Below are 24326 nucleotides of genomic sequence, written 5' to 3'. Positions count from 1 at the left end.
TATCCCACTTATGATTTTACAAATATTCTAAAATCATTTAGTTAAGATTTTTTCATATTCAGACTCATAAATAATCAGTTCACCAAATTTAAACAGATCCAAAACTATAATTATCATATTTTTGATATGGAATTAAACTTATAATCTGATGAATGAAACTGTAATTCTTTGGTCTAGAATTGCTTTATCCATAATTGTTGTTGGTTTTATATGCTATTATGGAGCTAAAGAGCGATGTAAAGAAAAATCAAAAAACATATAGACATGCAAGAAGAACTAAAAGCAATTGGAATTGTACAAAAGAAAGAGATAGGTTTAAAAACAAATTTTGAAGTTTTAACTGTAGTACATAAAAAAGACTATCATCAAATTAAACAAATCAACAGCATACACATTAGTATTTTTAATACTCGCATTAACAACATTAAGGCAGAAATACATAAAATATCAAAAGTAAATTTACATTATGCTATCTCTTTTGTTATTGATGAAAAATACCACCAGGAATTAAAATCAGGGATGGAATGCATGGTTACCTTCAATTATTACAATCAGTATTATTCTGAGGTAAGTGAAGAAATCTTACATGAAAGAGCTTGCCGTGTAATAGAGTAATAATGATAGCCTGTTTCGTTCAGCAATTAAAATCAAATCTCAAATGCTCGAAATGATTTTTACTTAAATGACCAATATATTTACATACGGCACATTGATGTTTACTGAATTGGTTTTTGCCTTAACTGGGAATCGTTTTCAAAGTATGGATGCATTTATTGATAATTACATCCGATACAAGGTTACAACTGAAAACAGTAATGAAGAATATCCTGCAATAATAGAAAAATCAGGCTCAAATGTTAAAGGGAAAGTCTTGTTTGATATTGATGACGATAGTCTTAAAATTATTGATTTTTATGAAGGTGATGAATATAAACGAATTATAAAGCCTATTTCACTTTCTGATAAAACTCAAATGGAGGTATTTGTTTATGTATGGAATCATGAATACAGCTTGGCAAAACAATTAAATTGGGATGTGGATATGTTTAAAACTAACCACTTAAAGTATTACCTCAATCATGTTATACCATCTGTTAAAAATGACTATTATAGCATCAACTGCTAATTCAATTCGGCTATTTCAATAATGGTATCTGCCCAAAGATCATCATCATTCAGACTTTCGACTAATTTAAGTTGCTCACCTCCGTTTTGAATAAAATCCCGCTTATACTCAAAACCAATTTCAACAATCGTCTCTAAACAATCTGTAACAAAAGCCGGAGCTACAACCAAAATCCTCTTATTTCCCTTTTTTAAAAGCTCCTCAATATTATGATCCGTAAATGGTGTTAACCAATTTTTCGATAGCCTGCTTTGAAAAGAAACAGAATAAAATGAATTATCTATACCCAATTCTTTAGCCATTAAACGAGTTGTTTCGTAGCAAGTAGCTTTATAGCACATTTTACCATGTTCGGGCATTTGTATATGACAGCTACAAGTTGGACTTTCAATACCCGGGTGAATTTTATTTACCTGACGTTCTGGTAATCCATGATAGGAAAAAATAATATGGTCGTAACTATCAAAATCACAATCTTTGATCTTAGCAGTAAAAGTTTTTATAAAAGATGGATGATTATAAAATTGCTCTATAAATCGAATATTTACATCCAGATTTAGTTCCTGAACAACTTCTTTAACCTTTAATTCAGTAGATAAAGTTGTAGAAGTAGCGTATTGAGGATACATAGGTAAAACCACAACTTCATCATAATTGCCTTTTTTTACTTGATTAAAAACAGATTTTATAGAAGGATTTCCATATCGCATAGCAGAAAACACATCCACTTCAGCCCCTAACTTTTCATCTAATTTATTGGCTAAATTAGTTTGATACGATAACAATGGAGAACCCTCTTTAGTCCACAATCGCTTATATAAACTTGTAGACTTACTTACTCTAAAAGGAATGATAATAAGGTTAACCAATATTTTTCTCAATAACCAAGGAATATCAATCACCAATCCATCGTTCAAAAATTCTGTTAAATACCTCTTAACCGCTTTTTTTTCAGGTTGATCCGGAGTTCCTATATTAATTATAACCAGTGCTTTTTTCATTCCTTTAAATACATTTATTGCATCAATTAATTAATTGATCTGCAATATATTTACCTTGTTTAACTCTATCTGTCATTCCAATTCCATCTCTGATATTTCCACCCAAAATCAAACCCGGATAATTAGCTTCTACCCTATTGATGGCTTCCAATCTTTCTTCAGTACTTATATCATACTGGGCAATGGCATGCTGATACCTGAATATATGAAGTAAATCCGGTGTTTTTTGTTCACCCAAAGTTGAAGATATCTCTCTTAAAACTATACTTTTTAGTTCTTCATCACTTTTTTCAATGATATCAGGACGTTTAATTCCTCCCATAAAAACAGAAAGTAAAGCTCCCCCCTCGGGACAACGGTTTTGAAATAAAGACCCGGGAAATAAAATTCCAAGAAAATCCTTTTTCTCTTTGCCAGGAACAAGACCTCCAAAAGCATTAATTGGCAGACCATCCCATTTGTTATAACCCACAGCAGCCTGAACTACTTTAGCATATTTAACGTTGAAAACAGCATCCAAATCAATACCATCTACAAACGCTAACATCTCTTTTAATGCATACCCTCCAACAGTTGTAACAACCTTACTCGCATCAACTTTACACTGTTCACCAGAAGTATTTATATAAGAAACCTCATATCCATTACCTTCAGGATTTATTTTTATATCGGATATACCACACTGAATACTTTCTGTTGGAATATTTTTCTCCAAAGCATTTATTAGATTGGACAAACCACCTTTAACAGAGAACACTTCACGCGTTACTCTTTTTTGTAATTCAGTTTTTGGTTCCTTACGTTTTTTTATTGCTCCGCGAATAAAACTTCCGTAGTCTTGTTCTATTCTGTATAATTTAGGTAAAGCATAACGAGGAATTAACAAATTAGGATCACCGGCATATACTCCTGATATAAACGGGTCAATAGCATAATCCAGATATGTTTGCCCCAATCTCCGTTTCACCATTTCCGCCAAAGTCTCATTGGGATTGGTTCCTTTTTTACGAAACGGTTCTCCCCAGATTCTAAACTTATCTTTCCATGAAAAAAGTGGTGTCTTAATACCTGAAATCAAACCATCAGGTATAGGTTTCCATTTGTTATTCTTTAAAATCCAACGTTCATTTGCAATATTACTGGTGCCTTCAAATTCGCAATCGCCTTTAAGTTCATCGAACAATTCCACCATCTCTTCAGAACCAAGTGCACCTGTAGTTGGACCACCTTCAAAAGTAAAACCATCCTTATGATGTGTATGGATAACTCCTCCAACAATTGGATTCTTTTCCAGCAACAATACCTTTTTACCGTATTTATTCAAATAATAAGCTAAGGTTAATCCTGTTAAACCTGAACCTATCACTACAACATCTATATTATTATTCATTTATTTAATTTTTATCAGTTGGGATGGCTGGTATCATTTATTTCAAACTTTTTCAAAGGATTTAGTTGACTCTATAAGAACTTATCTATAACGACTTTGAATACCTTTTTTCATTATTTTTTAAGGCAGGATCAAAAGCTGCAACAATATTACGAATAAACAAACTACCTAATTCATTAATGCGTATTTGATTATCCTCAAATTCAATTAATTCATCAGCTTTAAAATCATTCATGGCCTTTTCTGAGTACTTAACTATAGCTTTAACTTCATTTACAGTTAGTTTAAATATATCAGCTATCTCATTCCAAACCAACACTTTATTACACATTAACTCATTAATTACCATACGAATTACCTTTTGTTCCTGTGTTACTACAATACCTTTTTCTACAGGAAAGGCACCATCAGCAATTGATTTTGTATAGGAAGAAAGTTCCTTTGTATTTTGAATATATCCACCTGCTAACTGACTTATACCTGAAATTCCAACTGCATAAACCTGACCTGTTGTTTTCTTTGTACAATACCCCTGAAAGTTTCGGTGTAATTGATGTTGCTCAAGTGCAACACATAGTTCATCTTGTGGTAATGCATAATGATCTAATCCTATACTGATATAACCTGCAGTAGTTAGTAAATCATAGGCCGCCATAAACATATCCATCTTTTCGTCGGCTGTTGGCAAACCTTTCTCTTCCAGTATCTTCTGATTTTCTTTTAACCAGGGAACATGAGCGTATGAAAAAGTGACCAATCGATCCGGTTTGATTTCAATGGCTTTATTAATTGTATCTTTAAAACTATCTAATGATTGACCAGGTAACCCATAAATAAAATCCAGATTCACTGCAACTTTACTATTCTTCTCTTTTACATATTCAACCAATTCTTTAACTGGTAAAGCGGAAGGTTTTCTATTTACATTAGTTAGTACATCATTATTAAAATCCTGAATACCAAAACTAAACCTATTAAATTTAGCTTCTATAAGCGCATCTAAATAGGTATAACTTAATAAAGCCGGATTACATTCAATAGCTATTTCTACCTCGTCAATTAAATCAAATTCATTAAATATCGTTTGATTGATTTCTTTCAGATATTCTGATTTAATAGCGTTAGGAGTTCCTCCTCCATAATGAATTTGAGATACTTTACGGGATTTATCAATACGTTTTGAAAGCATTAAGATCTCTTTCTTTACTGCTTCCACATATTGAAATACCACATCACTTTTTTCCATTTTTAAAGCATTACATCCACAGTAATAACATATTTGAGCACAAAATGGAATATGAATATAAAATGCTACAAGCTTAGGATCATCTGTATTCGACAATTCAATTAACTCATGATAGTTATCTAAAGTAAAATCATTTGTGAAATAATTTGCCGGTGGATAACTTGTATAACGAGGTACTGGAATATTATATTTATCAAGTAGTTCTTTTGTAACTTTCATTTACATTTGTAGTTAGTATTGAGACAAAGGAATCAAGATGCCAGACATTAACCATTACACAAATAAGAGTCAATTATCTTTCTATTATTCAAACCTTTATTTTCTCAAATTCTTGAATATTCATTTAGCTTTTCAATCGGAAAATATTCCTCTGAAATAGAGCACGAAAATACTAAATAATAACAGGCTATAAAATAGAAAATATCATACAAAGCAAAATATATCCTACCAGAATTAGCAGCTTTTACAAAATTCCCAAATGTTTTTTTTCATAAATCACTATAGACTATTGTATAATTTATAAAATTGATTTTACTTTGTCTTTCAAAGTTCTTTGTTATGACCAACAACAATAAAAGTTTAGAAGATCTAAAAGCCATCAGACAAATGATGGAGGATTCAAGTAAATTCCTTTCATTAAGCGGATTATCTGGTGTATTAGCAGGTATATACGCACTCCTTGGTGCCGGATACACCTATTTTTTCATCTTCGATAGCGGAAAACACTTTTATAACGAATTTATGATTTCTCTTACAGGAAAACCAACTCATGAATTCCGAATTTCACTTTTAGTTGTTGCTGCAATTGTATTTCTATCTGCAACAATCAGTACTTTTATCTTATCAAAACAAAAGGCACAAAAAGCAGGTACTCAATTTTGGTCCAACACAGCAAAGAAAATTTTAACTGAAATGGGAACTGTACTCTTCTTGGGAGGAGTATTCTGCATTATCTTGATTTTTCAGGGTGATTTAAGATTAGTTGCTTCTGCTACCCTCCTGTTTTATGGAATTTCATTAATTACAATTGCAAAATACACACATCATGATATTAAATATCTTGGATATGCGGAAGCAATTCTAGGCCTTTTTGCTGGCATATATTTATCGTATGGTATAATTTTCTGGAGCATTGGGTTTGGACTTTTTCATATTATTTATGGTGTAGTAATGTATTTAAAATACGAGAGATGCGGGGCTTAATTGAAGGATTAAATAAAAATTTTGAAAGCCGTATACGACTTGGTATCATGTCTGCCCTAATGGTTAATGATTCTTTAGATTTTAATAATTTGAAAGAATTATTAAAGGTAACTGACGGAAACCTGGCCAGTCATATTAAAGCTTTAGAAAAAAACGAATATATATCTGTAAATAAACAATTTATAGGCAAAAAACCTAATACTACTTACTCAGCAACTGCATTTGGTAAAATAGAATTTTCAAATCACTTAGATGCGTTAGAAAAACTAATTAAAGGAAGTTAATTTTTTTTATGCATACACTTTGCATTTCAAAGTACTTTTAAAACATATAATATGAAAACAATAGACGAAATCACTTCAAAGGATTTTTGGGCACACAACCTAACTCTTAAACTTGCCATTATTGGTGTTATGATACTTCTGTTACTAATTCCATTAAACATGGTAGAAGACATTATTATTGAAAGAGAAGAATCAAATGCCCAAGTAGACAAAGAAATGCTGGAATCATGGGGTAACCAACAAAATATTTCTGGTCCTATTTTACAGATTCCTGTAAAATACACATACGAAGACAATGATGGTAAAATACAGCATTTAAAAAAATGGATTCATATTATGCCAGAAGAACTTAGTGTTATTTCTAATATCATTCCGGAAACACGCAAAAGAGGCATATTTAAATCAACTGTTTATACTGCGAAAATAAACATGAGTGGATTTTTTAAGCCACAACTAGACAATTATGAGCAGGAAAGTGAAGTTTTATATAATGAAGCTATTTTGTCACTCGGCATTACAGATAACAGAGGCATTAAAGGCAAAATTAATTTTTCGGTAAATAAAACTCCATTACAAATTGAACCAGGATTAATATGTCAGGATTTAATGAAAAATGGCATCAACGCTAAACTCAATCAAATTGATACAATCAATAATAAAAAAATAGGCTATGACTTAAATTTTTCAATTTCAGGAACAACTTCTTTACAATTTCTTCCCGTTGGAAAACAAACAACAACAGATATTACATCAACATGGAATGATCCTAAATTTTCAGGTTCGTTTTTACCCATAACCAGAACTATTAATGATAAAGGCTTTTCTGCCCATTATGAAATAACAAACCTAAACAGAACCTTTCCTCAGCAATGGACTGGCAGTAAATACAATATTTTCAACAGCTCTTTTGGAGTAGACTTATATGTCCCTAATAATCATTATCAAAAATCACTAAGATCTGCAAAATATGGAATCCTTTTTATCATTCTTACTACACTTATATTCTTATTTATTGAACTATACAAGAAAAAGCAAATCCATTACTTACAATATCTTCTGGTATCTTTGGCTTTGGTTTTATTTTTCTCGATTCTCACCGCTTTAAGTGAACACATTGGCTTTAATTGGGCCTACATTGTTGCATCGGTAGCCATAATTACATTAATCACCAGTTACTCAAAACTTCTACTTAATGATAAGCAGGTTGTTTATTGGATTGGAGGATTAATCACTTCTTTGTACACCTTTTTATTTGTCCTTCTTCAATTAAACGATTATGCATTCCTGGCAGGAAATATTGGTCTGTTTATCATTTTGGCCATAATTATGAAAGTAAGCAGTAAAATTAAGCTTAAATAACAAAACAAATCACTATAACATGGAGAATGAATCAATATAAGAAAGACGAATACAGTTCGCCTCTTCTGTATATTCAATTATATAAAAGCTTCATACTCCATTTTACTTTATATACATATCTCTTCAACCTATAAAGCATGAAAGTAAAATTTATTCTTCCTTCTCTTACTGAAGCTAAAAGTCCACTTTGGCGCCCTATTAAATATTCGTTATTTCCTCCTCTTGGATTGGCTACATTAGCTTCATATTTAGATAAGGATGACGAAGCCGAAATCAGGGATCAACATGTAGAGGATATAAACCTTAACGATTCACCAGATTTGGTGGTTATTCAGGTTTATATAACTAATGCCTACCGAGCCTACAAAATAGCACAACACTACAGATCAAGAGGTATATATGTAGCTATGGGTGGATTACATGTGACATCACTTCCTGATGAAGCCTCGAAACATGCAGATACAATATTTATCGGTCCTGGAGAACAGACATTCCCTTTATTTTTAGCTGACTTAAAGAAAAAACAAGTTCAAAAAAGATACATCTCCACCGATGGAAGAACAATTCAAAATCAACCTTACATAAGAAGAGATTTAATCAAAAGAAATAAATATCTTGTTCCTAACTCATTAGTTATTTCAAGAGGTTGTCCACACCATTGCAATTTTTGCTATAAGGATTCCTTCTTCAAAAGTGGTAAATCATTTTACACTCAACAGGTTGACGAAATTCTAGATGAAATTGATCGACTTCCTGGTAAACATTTATACTTTTTAGACGATCACCTTTTGGGAAATCCCAAACTAGCCTACGAGCTTTTTGATGGCATGGAAGGAATGAATCGGGTTTTTCAGGGCGCGGCCACAGTTCAGTCAATTTTAGAAGGTGATCTAATTGAAAAAGCAGCTAAAGCCGGACTTAGAAGTCTATTTGTGGGTTTTGAAACATTTTCAAATAAAAACCTGCAGATGAGTAATAAATTACAAAACCAAAAATACAAATACGAAGCTGCTGTTCAACGCTTACATGATTTGGGAATAATGATTAATGGTAGTTTTGTTTTTGGCCTAGATAATGATGATAAAGATGTTTTTAAACGAACTGTTGATTGGGGTGTTTCAAATGGAATAACCACATCAACCTATCATGTTTTAACACCCTACCCAGGAACTCAATTATACCAATTGATGGAAAAAGAAAATAGAATTACAACAAAAGATTGGACCTTATATGATACAAGACATACTGTGTTTAAACCTCAAAACCTTACTCCTCATGAATTAGAACAAGGATACCAATGGGCATACAAAGAATTCTATAAATGGTCTAGTATTGCTAATGCATCATTACAACACAATAACATCAAACATATTATTAAGCACTTTGCATATACCGGAGGATGGAAAAAATTTGAAAAATTATGGAATCTGATCATTCAAACCGGTGCATTAAAACACATGCTGCCTTTATTGGAGCTTATTCTTTCTGAAGTAAATAGAAAATCAGAGAACAAGGTCGAGCACAGGTACTTACAAAAAAGCCTCTCCTAAAAAAAGAAGAGGCTTATATACTAAATTAAAAACTTTCGTTTCTAAACACTCACCGGTTGCCATTGCCTTGCCGCTTCATACATAGCAAGAACATTTTCAACCGGAGTTTCAACTTTGATTTTATGACTTGGCCCAAGAATAAATCTTCCACCAGGTGCCATAACATCTAATAATTCATTAACTCCATCCTTTACTTGCTTTGGGGTTCCTTGCCTTAGAAGTAACTCTTCGTCCATGGCTCCGCAGAAAGTAATTAATTGTCCGAAGTCCTTTTTAAGTCCTTCAGGCGACATACCTGTAGCTCGTGTTTGAATTGGGTCCAAAACTTCCGCTCCTGCGCTAATAAAATTAGGCAACAGCTTACGAACGCCTCCACAACTATGCATGTAAAAGTGAGCTCCCATTTCTTTTGGCTTCTTTACAAATGCATCAATTGATGGACGAATGTAATTTTCCCAATGATCATGACCAATCGTTAAGCCGGTTTGACTTCCAAAGTCATCAGCTACCCTGATAAAATCAATTCTACCATTCGCTACGTCAAAGAATTCATCAATAAAACTCTTATAGAATTCGGTAACTTTACTACACAACGCTGCGAAAAACTTAGGATGCGACATCATCACGTCCATAAAAGTGTCTCTTCCAATTAACCTTTGCACAATACGAAACAATCCCGGAGAAGAATATCCAGGTGCAGTCATGATTGCGTAATCTTTGTAACGTGTTAATTGGTCTTCAAGTGTTGTGAAGTCAAATAAATCATTTGTTGGCCAGGCGAAATCGTCTAGTGCAGCAGGATCCGTTAAACCCTGTAATGGAAAATGATCAGCTTGCCAGTATTCATAATCCCCTGTTTGAATTCGCGAATATCCTACTCCCCAAATATCCTTCTTTTTTTTCATCGCGTCATCAACAAGCTGAGGTCCTATGTACTCAGGCTCTACCCACCTAAAATCTACATCTAAATGTTCCAGAAGTTGATCTCTGTTGGTAAAACCTAAATAGGACATCATTTTCTCACCAAATTCCGGCGTATCCCAGTAGAAAAATGGAACCCGGTCCGGAACATCCTTGTTAAGAGCTTTTAACACTCTTTCTTTGTGGTTCATAAATGATGTTTTTAGGCTATTGTTATCACAAGTTTTCCAAGTAAAACCTTCCGAAATTATAAAGTTTTTGACAAAAAACAAAAAAATTAGGATAAATGATTGCCTTTTTTAACAAAGTAAAACACTTGAAACAAGGATTTTACAGTGAACGCTGACGAACCACCTCGTAAATTAAAACACCTGCAGCCACTGATACATTTAGCGAACCGATAGCTCCAACAATTGGAATACGAGCTCCAGCATCACAAATTTTCAATATCTGACCAGACACTCCGGTATCTTCAGCCCCCATTACAATCGCCGTTGGTCCGCTAAAGTCCACTTTAGTATAATCTTCACTACCTTTTTCAGTAGCAGCAACAATTTGCAATCCGGATTTTTTTAAATAATCAACAGATCTAAATAGATTACTAGTTCTGCATACAGGAATATGTTGCAATGCACCAGCTGAAGTTTTTACTGCATCTGCATTTATAGGCGCTCCTCCCTTTTCCGGTATCACAATCATATCAACACCAGCACATTCGGCAGAACGGGCAATAGCACCCATATTTCTGATATCAGTAATACCATCGAGTACCAATACTAAAGGATTTTTTCCTTGTTCAAAAACGTCAATCAGGGTATTTTCCATATCCTGATAAGTAATTGCAGAAACAAAAGCGATAACTCCCTGATGATTCTTTCGGGTTGCTCTATTGATTCTCTCAACAGGCACTGTTTGCCAGGAAATTCTGGCTTCTTTCATTGTCTCAATAAGCTCCTCGTACAATTCTCCTTGTAACCCCTTCTTTACTAATACCTTTTCAATTTCCTTACCTGAATGAATTGCTTCAATTACAGATCTTATTCCAAATAAAAAATCACTTTTGCCTGCCATAATTTTTATCGTTTAATATGCTAAAATGCATTTAATACTCTCAATCTAATTGTTGTTTTAATTCTTCCATATTACCCAGCTCTTCATGCAAATCTTCCCATTCCTGCATTTTCGCTTCCAAAGAGGCGTTCACTTCCTGGTATTTTTTTACAAAATCAGGATCACTGGCATTTGCAACATCCTGCATTTGCTCATCCAATTCCTCAATTAAAAGCTCTATTGCGGCAACTTCTTCCTCACATTTTTCAACTAATTGCTGCGCTTTTTTATGTTTTCTACTAATCTCTTTACGTTCCTCATAAGACAATTTGCTTGCCGTCTTCTTTGCATCGTCTACTTTTTCTACCTTCGCATTTTTATTTGAAGATTGAGCTTCCAACTCTCGCAAAGATTCTAATTTTTTACGCTCTAAAAATTCATAAATACCGCCCAAATGCTCTTTCATTTGTTTATTACGGAATTCATAAACTTTATCTACCAAACCATCTAGAAATTCACGGTCGTGAGACACCACAACTACAGTACCTTCAAAATCCTTAACTGCTTGTTTAAGCAACTCTTTAGATCTGATATCCAAATGGTTTGTAGGCTCATCCAGAACCAATAAATTAACTGGTTCCAGCAATAATTTCACCATGGCCAACCGCGTTCTTTCACCTCCTGAAAGTACAGATACTTTCTTTTCTACAGCCTCTCCACTGAACATAAATGCACCAAGTAGATCTCTAATTTTTAACCTGATATCACCTACTGCTACATGATCAATTGTTTCAAGTATTGTAAGATTTTCATCTAACAGGTCAGCCTGATTTTGTGCAAAATATCCAATTTTAACCTGATGTCCTAATTTTAAACTACCCGTAAAATCAATTTCACTCATAATCATACGAGCCATGGTAGTTTTTCCTTCTCCGTTTCTACCTATAAAAGCTACTTTTTCACCACGTTCAATGGTGTAATCTACATCTTTTAAAACATCCAGTGAACCATAACTTTTTGAAACTCCTTTTCCGTCGATTGTTATAGATCCTGAATGCGGAGCCGGAGGAAATTTTATTCGCAAACTCGAATTATCAAATTCATCCACCTCAATGCGCTCAATCTTTTCCAATTGCTTAATTCTGGATTGAACCTGAACAGCCTTGGTTGCCTGATATCTGAATCGTTCTATAAACTTTTCCGTATCCTCAATCAATTTTTGCTGATTACGATACGCTGCCAGTTGTTGCTCCCTTCGTTCTTCTCTTAACTTTAAATATTCAGTATATGATGCCTTATAATCATATATTTTCCCCATCTGAATTTCGATGGTTCTTTTAGTAATATTATCAAGAAAAGCCCTATCGTGAGAAACCAAAACTACAGCCCCTCCATAACCCTTTAAAAAGTCCTCAAACCATTGAATAGATTCGATATCAAGGTGGTTGGTTGGCTCATCCAAAAGAAATACATCCGGCTTTTGAAGCAGAATTTTTGCCAACTGAATTCGCATTCTCCATCCACCAGAAAATTCGGAAGTTAATCGCTCAAAATCAGTTCTTTCAAAACCTAATCCTTTAAGCGTTATTTCAATATCCGAGGCATAATTACCACCTCCCAATAAACTCAATCGGTCATTCTTTTCTGTGAGTTTATGAATAAGATCCAAATAAGATTCAGATTCATAATCTGTTCTTTCTGCTAACTGAAGGTTTAAATCTTCAATTTCAGTTTCCAACACTTTTAACTCTCCAAAGGCCTTTTCTACCTCTTCCCAAACAGTACCGGTATCATCATGCTTCATATGCTGAGGCAGATACCCTATTTTAATATCTTTAGGTATAGAAACAACTCCTCTGGTAGGCGACTGAATTCCAGCCAATATTTTTAATAAAGTTGATTTTCCTGCTCCGTTTTTCCCTGCCAATCCTAATTTATCCTTAGGATTTACTAAAAATGAAACATCATTAAACAGAGAAAAACCTCCAAACTCTACGGCTAACTGATTTACCGAAACCATTAAATATACAACTTAAATTATCTACTAAATATAACGATTAAAAAATCTTATAATTTTTTTCTAAGTACTTTCAAATCAGAATTGAAAGTTAAAACACATAATCCCCTGTTATAAATTCCACCCCAATTTTCTATTCTTTCAAAATCAAAATTAAATTGAACTTGCTTTGACTTAAAATCAGGTAAACAATACTCAAACTCTTTTCCATACTTTACTCTTGCACTCATAAAGTAATAAGTCACATCAAAACCCCAAATACCATATTTAGAGAACTTAGAATTTTTTCCGGGACGAATAAAATATGGAGCTACTGCAAAAGGTTCTGTATTAAACCAACTTCTGTATTTGGTCAAGAACTCATTTGTTACGGTATCATCATAATCTAAAGCATAAGAAGTTAATATATCCGTATTTAAATCATGAATTTCTTCTGCATTAATGGTTTGATATTTTAACCAATCACCAAAGCCAATTAATTTAACCTGCTTGTCAGAAGATAGTTCCACTACACCATGTAATGTGGTAAGTATTTTAGAAATATCCGCTTCTTTAGGAGATGGAATCACTACAAGATTTGGTATTTCAGAATCCAATAAAGCATCAATAGCCTGCACATCTTGTTGCGAAAATGACACTTCCATATAATTAGGAGACAAACCTTTAGGAATATAATCCATATAAAGCTTATCTTTTAAAGCACTACAAAATTGATTTTCAAGTGATTCCGGCTCTTTAGACTTTAACACTAAAATCCTTGAACCCTGACTCTTATTTACGATATATGATACATATTTATCATACATTAAAGAATCCGGTGTATTAACCTGAATTAAGTATGGATTTCGTTTGATTTCAGGATTTTTATTTGACAATGGATAAATAAGTTTAATTCCATGCTCATAAGAAAAATCTGAAACTAATTTTAAATTACTGGTAAAAGCTGGTCCTATAATAAAATCAACACTTTTCAATTCCGGCTGAGCTAATATTTGTTTAACCTTATTGGTATCCGGAGCTGTATCATAAGTAAACACCTGAACATTTACGCCTTGTTTTTTAATTGAATCCAATGCCAATAACATACCTTCATAGAACTCAACAAAAGTACGGGATCGGCTTGACAATATAGGCTCGTCTCTATCTACTTCTACCTCTTCATCATCAACAATCTTAGTTATAATATTTGCTTTTTTTGTTGCTTCCACATCAAAAGGCAACATTACAGCTACAGAAATTGTTTCTTTTAAAGTATTGTAATCATAAGAACCACAATCTACAAATATGGAATCCATATTACGCACTACCCTTTCCTGAGTTAAATCTTGCTTTTCAGTAACTTCCTCCTGCTTTATTCTTGCAATATATTCAGGAGAAGGAATAATTAGCTTTGTTCCTTTTTTAATGTTTGTTAATATCAATGTTGGATTTGCCATTTCAATATCTTCAACATTAATATTGTATTTATTTGCTATAGAATAAACGGTTTCCTTTCTTTTTACGATATGAACTTTAAAATCGTCATTCTGACTTATTCTTTGCTCTTCTCTTGATATTTCTGCTTTTGGTATTCTGACTAAGTACCCAAGGGCAAGATCATCCGGATTTAAGTCCGGATTAGCATTATATACTGCCTCTTTGGTGATATTATATTTATTACTTATAGAATAAAATGTATCCCCTGCCTGTACACGATGGTAAATATATTGCTCATCTTCTAATTTCTGAGTTTTTTCAACTGTTTCTGTTTCATTTTTTGCAAAGGCTGATTTAGGAATACGAATAGTAGAACCAATTTCCAATATTCCATTCTGAAGAGCCGGATTACTTTTAATAATTTCCTGAATAGCTACATCGTATTTGCGGGAAATACCATACAATGTTTCCTTTGGTTCTACTTTGTGAAACACATAGGTGTTCTTTATCCTGTTATCTACATTTTTATTAACCGGAATTTTAAAAATACTTCCAATAATTAAATTCTGGTCAGCTCCAACATTATATTTCTTAATATCCTCAATAGTTACGTTATATTTTCGCGATAAGAAATATAAGGTTTGCCCTTTTTCAATTGTATGGTAAACAAACTCATTACTATCCTCAATTTGAGAGCTATCATTATTTCGTCCCTTTATTACAGGGATATGCAATACATCACCAGGTTTTAAACCAAAAATTGATTTTGGGTTTGCATCATGAATCTCTTTTTGCGAAACGCCATACTTTTTGGCTATACCATAAAAGCCCTCACCCTTTTGTACTATGTGTAAATAATAAGTTTTGCCATCAATAATAACCTTATCAGCATCCTGTGAAAACACAGTATATGAACCAATTAAAAGAAATATTATCAATACAATATGCTTATAAACTAATTTATTCATTATCATTTATTTTTATCGCCTTCAAAAGTATAAAAACAGAGCCATCAAAACAAAGCTATATTATAGAATAAAAAAAAAGTTGTTGAAATATGATTCCAACAACTTTTCCTAAAAAATTAATATCTAATAATTACATTTTAATCTGAGCTTCAATTTCTTTCATCTGACTCTTAAAATCTTTATCAGTTTCTAACAGATTATTTACCTGCTTACAGGCATGTAATACTGTTGCATGGTCTTTTTTTCCAATCTTTGAACCAATAGTAGACAAAGAAGAGTTTGTTAAACTTTTTGAGAAATACATGGCAACCTGTCTGGCTTGAACCAACTCTCTTTTTCTTGAACGAGATTGTAATGAATCAACAGCCAAACCGAAATAATCACAAACAATTTGCTGAATATAATCCACACTCAGTTCTTTTTGAGTTTTTCTCACTAGTTTATCAACTATGGAAATTGCCACTTCCATGGTAATTTCTTTTTGAGTTAAAGTTGCCTGTGCCAATAATGATATTAATGCTCCTTCAAGTTCACGAATATTATTATCTACATTACTTGCAAGGTACTCCAACACTTCTTCTGATATAGTAATACCATCTTTATACACTTTATGCTTAAGTATAGCATATCTTGTATCGTAATCAGGAATTTGAACATCAGCAGACAATCCCCACTTAAATCTTGAAAGCAAGCGATCTTCCATACCTTTCATATCAACCGGAGCTTTATCTGCAGTTAATATCAACTGCTTACTCGTTTGGTGAAGATGATTGAATATGTGGAAAAATGTATTTTGTGTTTTTTCTTTTCCTGCAAACTCCTGCACATCATCAATAATTAATACATCAATCATCTGATAGAAATTCAGAAAATCATTTTGAGTATTATTTCTTACAGACTCTGTAAACTGAGTTTGAAACTTATTTGCATTTACATACAAAACAGTCTTTTCAGGATAATATTTTTTGATATCAATACCAATAGCCTGTGCTAAATGAGTTTTACCTAATCCAGGTTTACCATATAAAAGTAGCGGGTTAAATGCCGTTTTCCCGGGATTTTTAGCTACTGCCATACCTGCAGATCTAGCCAATCGGTTACAATTACCTTCTATATGATTATCGAATGAATAATCAGAATTTAACTGTGGATCTACATTTAACTTTTTTATTCCAGGAATAACAAACGGATTTCTTACAACTGGTCTCTCCGAATTCATTTGCATTGAAACCGGACGGTTACGTAAATCTGTTTTATTATTAGATGGTAATCGATGTGTTAATGGTTGTTGATTTTTTTGATGTGGAGTATCTACAACAACGCTGTATTCCAATTTGGCAGACGCCCCTAATTCTCTGCGAATCGTTTTTCTTAAAAGATCAATAAAATGCTCTTCAAGATATTCGTAAAAGAACGCACTAGGTACCTGAATAGTTAAAATATCATTTTCAACTTTTAGTGGAACAATAGGCTCAAACCAAGTCTTAAAACTTATCTGAGGAATATTGTCCTTAATTACATTTAAACAGTTATTCCAAACTTTTTCGTAATTGGGCTTCATTTTCTTGTTTTCTCTGCTAGGTGCTTATGTTATATACTATGTTTTTTCCGATGACAAAAATTGTGAAAAAATAATTGAAAAAAAAACATTCAAATGCTTGCATTTTTAAAACCCCAATTATTTCAATAGTTTAGAATATTTCACTTAACCAAACAACTAATACACACATTATAAGTGCATTAAATAAATTATTACTAATATCGACTAGATTATATAAGTCTTATAAACTAAGCATTTATGAAATCCTGAATTTTTTTTGAATTTTTTTGCACAAAATTTTAACCCCTGTTAATTTAACATTATAACCACAAATTACAGTAGAAAACTACTTAATCGCATCCTTTAATTTTATCGGCACACCATTGCGCAATGCAATAACCTGAGCATCAGGATAAAATTCGACTATTGAGTCTTTTAGTACCAAAATTCTATCGTAATCTTTTTCCTCTCCCACTGTATACAAATAATATTTTCCGTCTCTACCTTCATAAACATATTCACCATCAATAATTTCTTTACCTCTTAAATCCAATGGCGATTTTGACTTTTCAATTAATACCTTAAAAACGGTTTCCTGATCACAATTATCCACCACAGTAGTGCTTCCTCCAAAATTAAAAGCACTAAAGCGCACATAACGATTAGGCTGGTATCGAACATCATTTAATAAACGATCTAAGCTAATAGCTGCTTCATTTAAATTATTATAAAGCTCTTTATCCTTCAATAACATGCCTAAAGAACCTTCTTTATCATTCATAGATGATAATACGCCATTAAAGGAGGTCATAACATGATTAACTTCATAAACCAAACTATCAACTTGCGCCTTTGCCAATTGTCCGGAGAGTGAGTCCAGATTTTTCATCATGGAGGTTATCGACTTACTATTTCCATTTAAAGCTACAGCAAACGAATCGAGATTAGCCAACATTGCACCAACAGAACCAGTTGGTTGCATTTTTTCATTTAAAGAAGCACTTAACTCATTTAAATTCTTCATCATCTCACCAAAATCATTAACACCACTTGTAAGATTCTCCTTATTCTTTTTATCAAATAACGAATTTAAATTAGTCATTACAGAATCCAGTTTTACAACCAGATTTTCTGCTTTATCCTTTAATGGTAAAACCTCCTGACTTACCTGATCAGCCAATCCGCCCATTATGGATGTTTGCATGGTATCGTTTGACATCAGCAATTTTCCCTGTCCTTCTCCGGCAACAAAACGAATAGCTTTGGTTCCCATTAAATCCAAACTATAAATTTGAGCAACTGTATTATTGGGAAATTTCACATCTTCATCAACAGACATAACTACAATAATCTTATCAAGCCCCGCATCCTCAAAATCAATAGTGCGAACCGTTCCAATTTTAAAACCTTTATAGTAGATGGGACCTCCTTCTGTCAATCCGTCAATCCGGGAATAAACTCCATATAACTTATATCCCGGAAGAAAAATATCTCTTCCTTTTAAAAAACTAACACCCCATATGATTATAAAAAGTGCTGAAATAGCAATAATTCCTACTTTTACTTCTCTTGCAATTTTAGCCATATATAATTATTTAAATTCAAGTCAAAATTAGAAGAAATTTATTGAAACCAAAGCCAAGTCCTTTTTCTTCCGAACTTAAACACCTCATCACACAATAAATAAAGCCTCATATTTAAACATTTATGCATTATAATCCTTAAACATACAGCTCATAATATTAATGTATATCTTTATTAATTAACTTTGCCAAAATTTTAAAATATTGGAAACACCATATAAAGTTAGCGATTGGCTTCCTACCACATTAAAGGAAGTAAAACAAAGAGGTTGGGAAGAACTGGATGTGATTATATTTAGTGGGGATGCCTACATTGATCATCCTTCATTTGGTGCAGCCGTAATTGGTAGAATTATTGAAAGCGAAGGATTAAAAGTTGCCATCGTTCCACAACCTAATTGGAGAGATGACCTCCGGGATTTTAAAAAGCTGGGTAAGCCAAGATTATTCTTTGGAGTTTCGGCTGGGAGCATGGACTCCATGGTAAACCACTACACCGCAAACAAACGCCTACGTTCAGACGATGCCTATACACCAGGAGGTAAAGCAGGCTTTCGTCCGGATTATGCAACCATAACATATACAAATATATTAAAAGAGCTTTTTCCTGACATCCCTGTTGTTATCGGAGGTATCGAAGCTTCTTTGCGACGTGTTACCCATTATGATTACTGGCAGGACACTTTAAAACCCGGAATTTTAGCTTCTTCTAAAGCTGACCTATTAGTTTATGGAATGGGAGAAAAACCTTTAAAAGAAATTTTGAGGTTATTAAATAAAGGTGTACCATTTAGTTCACTAACCACCATTCCACAGACTGCATATATCTGTAATAAAAACGAAACAAAACCAAGCAAAATCTGGAGCGATATTACTTTATTTTCGCACGATGAATGCTTAAAAGATAAAATTAAATACGCTCGTAATTTTCGACACGTTGAAGAAGAATCGAACAGATGGCAAGCAGCTCGGTTAATACAAGGCTGTGACAAAGACAACAATATCATTATCAACCCTCCTTATCCACCATTATCAACTAAAGATCTGGATGCTTCATTTGACTTACCATACACACGTTTACCACATCCCAAATACCATAAAAAAGGAAATATTCCGGCATTTGAGATGATTAAGTTTTCGGTAAATATGCACAGAGGATGCTTTGGTGGATGTAGTTTCTGTACCATTTCTGCCCATCAAGGTAAGTTTATAGCCAGCCGATCTGAAAAATCAATACTAAAGGAAGTCAGACAAATAACCCAAATGCCTGATTTTAAAGGATACATTTCTGATTTAGGCGGACCTAGTGCAAACATGTATCAAATGAAAGGGAAAGATTTAAAGATTTGTGAAAGATGTACGCGTCCTTCATGTATTTTCCCTAACATCTGTAGCAACTTAAATACAGATCATACTGCTATGACTGAGATTTACAAAAAAGTAAATCGAATGCATGATATTAAAAAAGCCTTTATTGGAAGTGGTGTGAGATACGATATGCTTTATAATAAGATGGCTTCTACCAAAGAGCAGGAAAGCCATAAATTATATATGGAAGAACTCATCTCGAACCACGTTTCAGGCCGACTCAAAGTAGCCCCTGAACACACATCCGATGACGTATTAAAACAAATGCGTAAGCCGTCATTTAAACTATTCCATAAATTTAAGATGGATTTTGAGGCAATTAATAAACGCAATAATTTAAACCAGCAAATCATTCCGTATTTTATTTCCAGTCACCCGGGAAGCAAAATAGAAGATATGGCAAACCTTGCTGTTGAAACAAAACAGTTAGATTTTAAACTGGAACAGGTTCAGGATTTTACACCAACACCTATGACCGTTGCAACAGTCATTTTCTATTCTGGAGTTCATCCATATACACTAAAAGAAACCTATACCGCAAAATCAAAAGAAGAAAAGCTGGACCAAAGAGTTTTCCTTTTCTGGTATAAACCTGAATATAAAAAACAAATAACACGATTGCTAGAACAAAAAAATCAGGTTGAATTGGTTAGTAAACTTTTTTACAAAGAAAAAAAAGAGTCTACAAAACCTCAGAGCGACAGCAAACCAAAACCAGATTATCGAAAGAAAAATAAACACAACACAACCAAAAGAAGAAAATGAATCGATTTCTAAAATTATTTACCTTCATTTCATTACTTGGAATGTATTCGTGCGCTGAATTAATTCAGATTGCCAACAGCATTGAACTTGAAACTCCTTTAACCGAAAACGAAATAGCTCAGGGCTTAAAGGAAGCTTTAAGAGTTGGAACAGACTCTGCAGCTCACAAACTATCTGTTACAAACGGTTATTTTAGTGACGAAGCTGTAAAAATATTACTTCCTGAGGAAGCCAATATTATTGTGGACAATGCAAAAAAAATTCCGGGAGGCGAAAAATTAATCAACGATGTTATTTTAAGCATTAACAGGGCTGCAGAAGATGCTGCCAAAGAGGCTGGACCAATATTCTTTAAAGCCATCACCGAAATGACTATAACTGATGCAGTAAAAATATTAGGTGGTGAAGATAATGCTGCCACAGAATATTTTAAATCAAAAACATATCAGGAACTTTTTGCTTTATACAGTCCAAAAATAAAGCAATCCACCGATAAAAAGATTATTGCAGGTTACTCTGCTGGTCAAACATGGGAATCATTAACCAGCAAATACAATCAGCTTGCAGGATCCTTTGTTGGACAAATGGCAGACTTACACAAAGTAGAAGTTGAATTAAACGACTACTTAACCCAAAGGGCTCTTGATGGCTTATTTCTGAAAATTTCAAACGAAGAAAGCAAAATCAGAAAAGATCCGGCCGCCCGTGTTACAGAGATATTAAGACGTGTTTTTAAATAAAAACCAAAGGCTGTTAGATCACAACTAACAGCCATATTTTTTTCCTTGCCACGAATCTCTTTCTTTTAATCTTTTCTCAACCTTAGCTACAAATTCAAAGTTTTTCAATCCCCACTTAGGCGCAATCAACAACTCCTTAGGTGACTGACTAATAAATCGCTCCATTACAATTTCAGGATTGAGCAATTCAAGAAAATTCACCACCAAATCAATATACTCATCAACATCATATAATTTCATTTGAGATGGGTTTCTTAAATATTCCTCCCCCATTACAGACCCTCTGACCAATTGTAGCTGATGCAGTTTTAAATAATCCAAAGGCAACTCCGACATTTTTCTGGAATGATTCAAAATATCCTCCTCAGTCTCTCCCGGCAAACCTAATATTAAATGAGCTCCAACTTTCAACCCTGCTCGTGCTGATTTTTTGATGGCGTCTACACCCTCCTCAAAATGATGACCTCTATTGATCCTATCCAAAGTTGAATCTAAGGTTGATTCGATACCATACTCAATTGTAATATGATGATTTTGATTCAATTCACTTAAGTAAGCCAACAATTCATCACTAATACAATCAGGTCTGGTGCCCAGCACCAAACCAATTACTTTAGGATGATCTAAAGCTTCTGCATATCTTTTTTGAAGTATTTCAATACTTTCATAAGTATTACTATAAGCCTGAAAATAGGCTAAATAATGTTGCGTTTTATATTTTGGAGAAAAGAAATTAATTCCTGTATCAATTTGTTGAGTTATTGAATTTCCATCACCACAATACGATGGATTAAAGGTGGAATTATTACAAAACGTACAGCCTCCACGCCCCTTGCTTCCATCTCTGTTGGGACACGAAAATCCAGCATCTACAGAAACCTTTTGCACTCTTTCTTCAAAAGTCCTTTTTATATAAGAACTATAATCATTAAACCTTCTGGAATGCCCCCAAGAATATATCATAAATGTACTTTTTACATCATGGATGTTTTTAAACTGCCACTATCCGGCGAAATCTTAAAAACCACCCTATCATTTTTTTTCGGGACTGAAAGATCCCGGTTCTTTTCATTATTAAATATTTAGCACGCAAATGTAGTAAAATAGACTTATGCTGATAAAAAACTTACAGACTAAAAATCTGTACCTGACATGATATATACACAAATTCTTTTCTATATTTATAGTACTCTAAAACAAAAAACATACATATGATTAACGAAACAGACCACGAATTCCTTAACAAAAAAGGCATTAGCCCGGAACAAGTAAACATACAACTCAATCATTTTAAAGATGGATTTCCTTTTATGGACATCCAAAAACCCGCTTCAATCGGTGATGGAATTATTACCCTTGACGAAGAACAAAAACTGATGTTTACCGATCAGTATAGAAATGGTATTGATGAAGGTTTATCTATATTAAAATTTGTACCTGCTTCTGGAGCTGCCACACGGATGTTTAAAGACTTATTTAGCTTTATCAATGCAGATCAATCAAAACAGGAGGAACTCAAAAAATCAGGCCCAATAAATGATTTTTTAACTCACATTCAATACTTTGCTTTTTCCAAGAATTTGGAAGCAATATGTAATATTGATTTTTCAGATGAGAATGCAGTTTTTGAAAATGGAGCCTTAATTATTGAAAAACTACTTTTACCTGAAGGATTAAACTATGGCAATTATCCTAAAGGAGTTTTACAATTTCATAACGACGGAGATAAATCCACCACTCCAATCGAAGAGCACATGATTGAAGGAGCTCTTTATGGACAAGACAATGAAGGCATTGTAAATTTACACTTTACTGTTTCTGAAGATCATATTAAATTATTTAAAGGAATCGTAGATAAAAACATTGCTTTATTTGAGGCCAAATATGATGTAAAATACAATATCTCATACTCAACTCAAAAGTCATATACGGATACAATTGCTGTTAATCCAGACAACACTCCATTCAGACTGGAAGATGATCAATTATTATTTCGTCCGGCCGGACATGGTGCTTTAATTGAAAACTTAAATGATCTGAATGCAGACATTATCTTTATTAAAAACATTGATAACGTAGTACCTTCCTACAGATTAAAAGACACAATTCAATACAAAGAAGCTCTTGCCGGAGTATTGTATTTTTATCAACAAAGAATTTATGATTTTCTTGAAGCAATTGAAAATGAAACAGCAGATGATGATCTAATCGATGAGATTTTAGATTTTATGCAAGCTGAACTATTCATCATCAATCCTGAGAGCTTTACATCAAAAGGGGAAAAACTTAAATACATCACAACTAAATTAAATCGTCCGGTCAGAGTATGTGGAATGGTAAAAAATGAAGGTGAAGCCGGTGGTGGTCCATTCTGGGGAATTGGGAAAAACAACGAAATATCACTACAAGTTGTTGAAAGCTCTCAAATCGACTTAAATAACGAAACCAAGAAGAAGCTTTTACAACAAAGCACTCATTTCAATCCTGTAGATTTAATTTGCAGCACAAAAAATTATGCAGGCCAGAAATTTAATTTACTTGATTATGTAGATCCAAAAACTGGATTTATTTCTAGCAAATCACTTAATGGAAAAGAATTAAAGGCTCTGGAACTTCCCGGACTATGGAATGGTGCCATGTCTGATTGGACTACTTTATTTGTTGAAGTACCTATCAGCACCTTCAACCCGGTAAAAACAGTAAACGATTTGCTACGTGTTCAACACCAGCCGGAAGGCGTTGAAAAACATTAAGAAAAATACCAAAGGGCATTGTTTATTAAATAGTTATTAACAATGC

The 24326-nt window shown here is 33.3% G+C and carries 19 protein-coding genes; 9 read left to right on the top strand and 10 right to left on the bottom strand.

All coding sequences use genetic code 11. From position 1 onward, the window contains the following. The first annotated feature begins 264 nt into the window (after positions 1–264). Together OM075_RS03220 and OM075_RS03215 are read left to right on the top strand one after the other, a co-directional pair. Positions 265–615: a hypothetical protein gene (locus OM075_RS03220; RefSeq protein ID WP_301189031.1), complete on the top strand. Its 351-nt coding sequence runs from the start codon at positions 265–267 to the stop codon at positions 613–615. A gap of 67 nt (positions 616–682) precedes the next feature. Continuing rightward, the gene (locus OM075_RS03215; protein WP_301189030.1) at positions 683–1126 is read left to right on the top strand and encodes a gamma-glutamylcyclotransferase family protein; all 444 of its coding nucleotides are present in this window, start codon (positions 683–685) and stop codon (positions 1124–1126) included. On the opposite strand, the gene hemH is transcribed toward OM075_RS03215, so the two are convergent. The 3 genes from hemH to hemN form a co-directional block, all read right to left on the bottom strand. Then, positions 1123–2127, bottom strand: a complete 1005-nt coding sequence (gene hemH, locus OM075_RS03210) for a ferrochelatase (RefSeq protein ID WP_301189029.1) — start codon at positions 2125–2127, stop codon at positions 1123–1125. The genes OM075_RS03215 and hemH overlap by 4 nt on opposite strands. A 22-nt stretch (positions 2128–2149) precedes the next feature. After that, the gene (gene hemG / locus OM075_RS03205; protein WP_301189028.1) at positions 2150–3517 is read right to left on the bottom strand and encodes a protoporphyrinogen oxidase; all 1368 of its coding nucleotides are present in this window, start codon (positions 3515–3517) and stop codon (positions 2150–2152) included. Between the two features lie 85 nt (positions 3518–3602). Beyond that, positions 3603–4982, bottom strand: coding sequence for an oxygen-independent coproporphyrinogen III oxidase (hemN, locus tag OM075_RS03200; RefSeq protein ID WP_301189027.1), 1380 nt, complete (start codon positions 4980–4982; stop codon positions 3603–3605). A 339-nt stretch (positions 4983–5321) separates the two neighbouring features. On the opposite strand from hemN, the gene OM075_RS03195 reads away from it, so the two are divergent. From OM075_RS03195 to OM075_RS03180, 4 genes are all read left to right on the top strand, one after another. Then, positions 5322–5966 carry a hypothetical protein gene (locus OM075_RS03195; RefSeq protein ID WP_301189026.1) on the top strand — a complete coding sequence of 215 codons (645 nt, stop codon included), beginning with the start codon at positions 5322–5324 and terminating at the stop codon, positions 5964–5966. Continuing rightward, complete coding sequence (locus tag OM075_RS03190) at positions 5954–6250, top strand: winged helix-turn-helix domain-containing protein (RefSeq protein WP_301189025.1); 297 nt, start codon at positions 5954–5956, stop codon at positions 6248–6250. Before OM075_RS03195 ends, OM075_RS03190 begins: the two co-directional genes overlap by 13 nt. A gap of 51 nt (positions 6251–6301) precedes the next feature. Next, a complete protein-coding gene (gene creD / locus OM075_RS03185; RefSeq protein ID WP_301189024.1) occupies positions 6302–7609 on the top strand; it encodes a cell envelope integrity protein CreD in 1308 nt (435 codons plus the stop codon). Between the two features lie 137 nt (positions 7610–7746). Next, positions 7747–9159, top strand: coding sequence for a B12-binding domain-containing radical SAM protein (locus tag OM075_RS03180; protein WP_301189023.1), 1413 nt, complete (start codon positions 7747–7749; stop codon positions 9157–9159). Between the two features lie 41 nt (positions 9160–9200). Here the strand turns inward: OM075_RS03180 and OM075_RS03175 are convergent, their stop codons facing one another. From OM075_RS03175 to OM075_RS03150, 6 genes are all read right to left on the bottom strand, one after another. After that, a complete protein-coding gene (locus tag OM075_RS03175) occupies positions 9201–10271 on the bottom strand; it encodes a uroporphyrinogen decarboxylase family protein (RefSeq protein WP_301189022.1) in 1071 nt (356 codons plus the stop codon). Between the two features lie 139 nt (positions 10272–10410). After that, positions 10411–11151: a 23S rRNA (guanosine(2251)-2'-O)-methyltransferase RlmB gene (gene rlmB / locus OM075_RS03170; RefSeq protein WP_301189021.1), complete on the bottom strand. Its 741-nt coding sequence runs from the start codon at positions 11149–11151 to the stop codon at positions 10411–10413. Positions 11152–11191: 40 nt separating this feature from the next. Next, positions 11192–13150, bottom strand: a complete 1959-nt coding sequence (locus tag OM075_RS03165) for an ABC-F family ATP-binding cassette domain-containing protein (protein WP_301189020.1) — start codon at positions 13148–13150, stop codon at positions 11192–11194. Between the two features lie 47 nt (positions 13151–13197). Beyond that, the gene (locus tag OM075_RS03160) at positions 13198–15531 is read right to left on the bottom strand and encodes a LysM peptidoglycan-binding domain-containing protein (protein ID WP_301189019.1); all 2334 of its coding nucleotides are present in this window, start codon (positions 15529–15531) and stop codon (positions 13198–13200) included. Between the two features lie 130 nt (positions 15532–15661). Then, positions 15662–17092, bottom strand: coding sequence for a chromosomal replication initiator protein DnaA (dnaA, locus tag OM075_RS03155; protein ID WP_301189018.1), 1431 nt, complete (start codon positions 17090–17092; stop codon positions 15662–15664). A gap of 325 nt (positions 17093–17417) precedes the next feature. After that, entirely contained in the window at positions 17418–18656 is a 1239-nt protein-coding gene (locus OM075_RS03150) for an MlaD family protein (protein WP_301189017.1), read from the bottom strand. A 202-nt stretch (positions 18657–18858) separates the two neighbouring features. Between OM075_RS03150 and OM075_RS03145 the strand changes: the two genes are divergently transcribed. Then, positions 18859–20787, top strand: a complete 1929-nt coding sequence (locus tag OM075_RS03145) for a YgiQ family radical SAM protein (RefSeq protein WP_301189016.1) — start codon at positions 18859–18861, stop codon at positions 20785–20787. Continuing rightward, positions 20784–21527: a DUF4197 domain-containing protein gene (locus OM075_RS03140; protein WP_301189015.1), complete on the top strand. Its 744-nt coding sequence runs from the start codon at positions 20784–20786 to the stop codon at positions 21525–21527. Before OM075_RS03145 ends, OM075_RS03140 begins: the two co-directional genes overlap by 4 nt. Before the next feature lie 24 nt (positions 21528–21551). Here OM075_RS03140 and mnmL read toward each other — a convergent pair whose 3' ends face one another. Next, positions 21552–22490, bottom strand: a complete 939-nt coding sequence (gene mnmL / locus OM075_RS03135) for a tRNA modification radical SAM protein MnmL/YtqA (protein ID WP_301189014.1) — start codon at positions 22488–22490, stop codon at positions 21552–21554. Positions 22491–22738: 248 nt separating this feature from the next. On the opposite strand from mnmL, the gene OM075_RS03130 reads away from it, so the two are divergent. Next, on the top strand, positions 22739–24280 hold the full coding sequence (locus tag OM075_RS03130; protein WP_301189013.1) for a DUF4301 family protein: 1542 nt from the start codon (positions 22739–22741) through the stop codon (positions 24278–24280). The last annotated feature ends 46 nt before the right edge of the window (positions 24281–24326 follow it).

The sequence above is a fragment of the Plebeiibacterium sediminum genome (assembly GCF_026013605.1).
GTDB classification, from domain to species: Bacteria; Bacteroidota; Bacteroidia; order Bacteroidales; family Marinilabiliaceae; genus Saccharicrinis; species Saccharicrinis sediminus.
The sequence above is the reverse complement of the archived record's forward strand: the minus strand, read 5'-3'. Positions and strand labels throughout refer to the sequence as shown.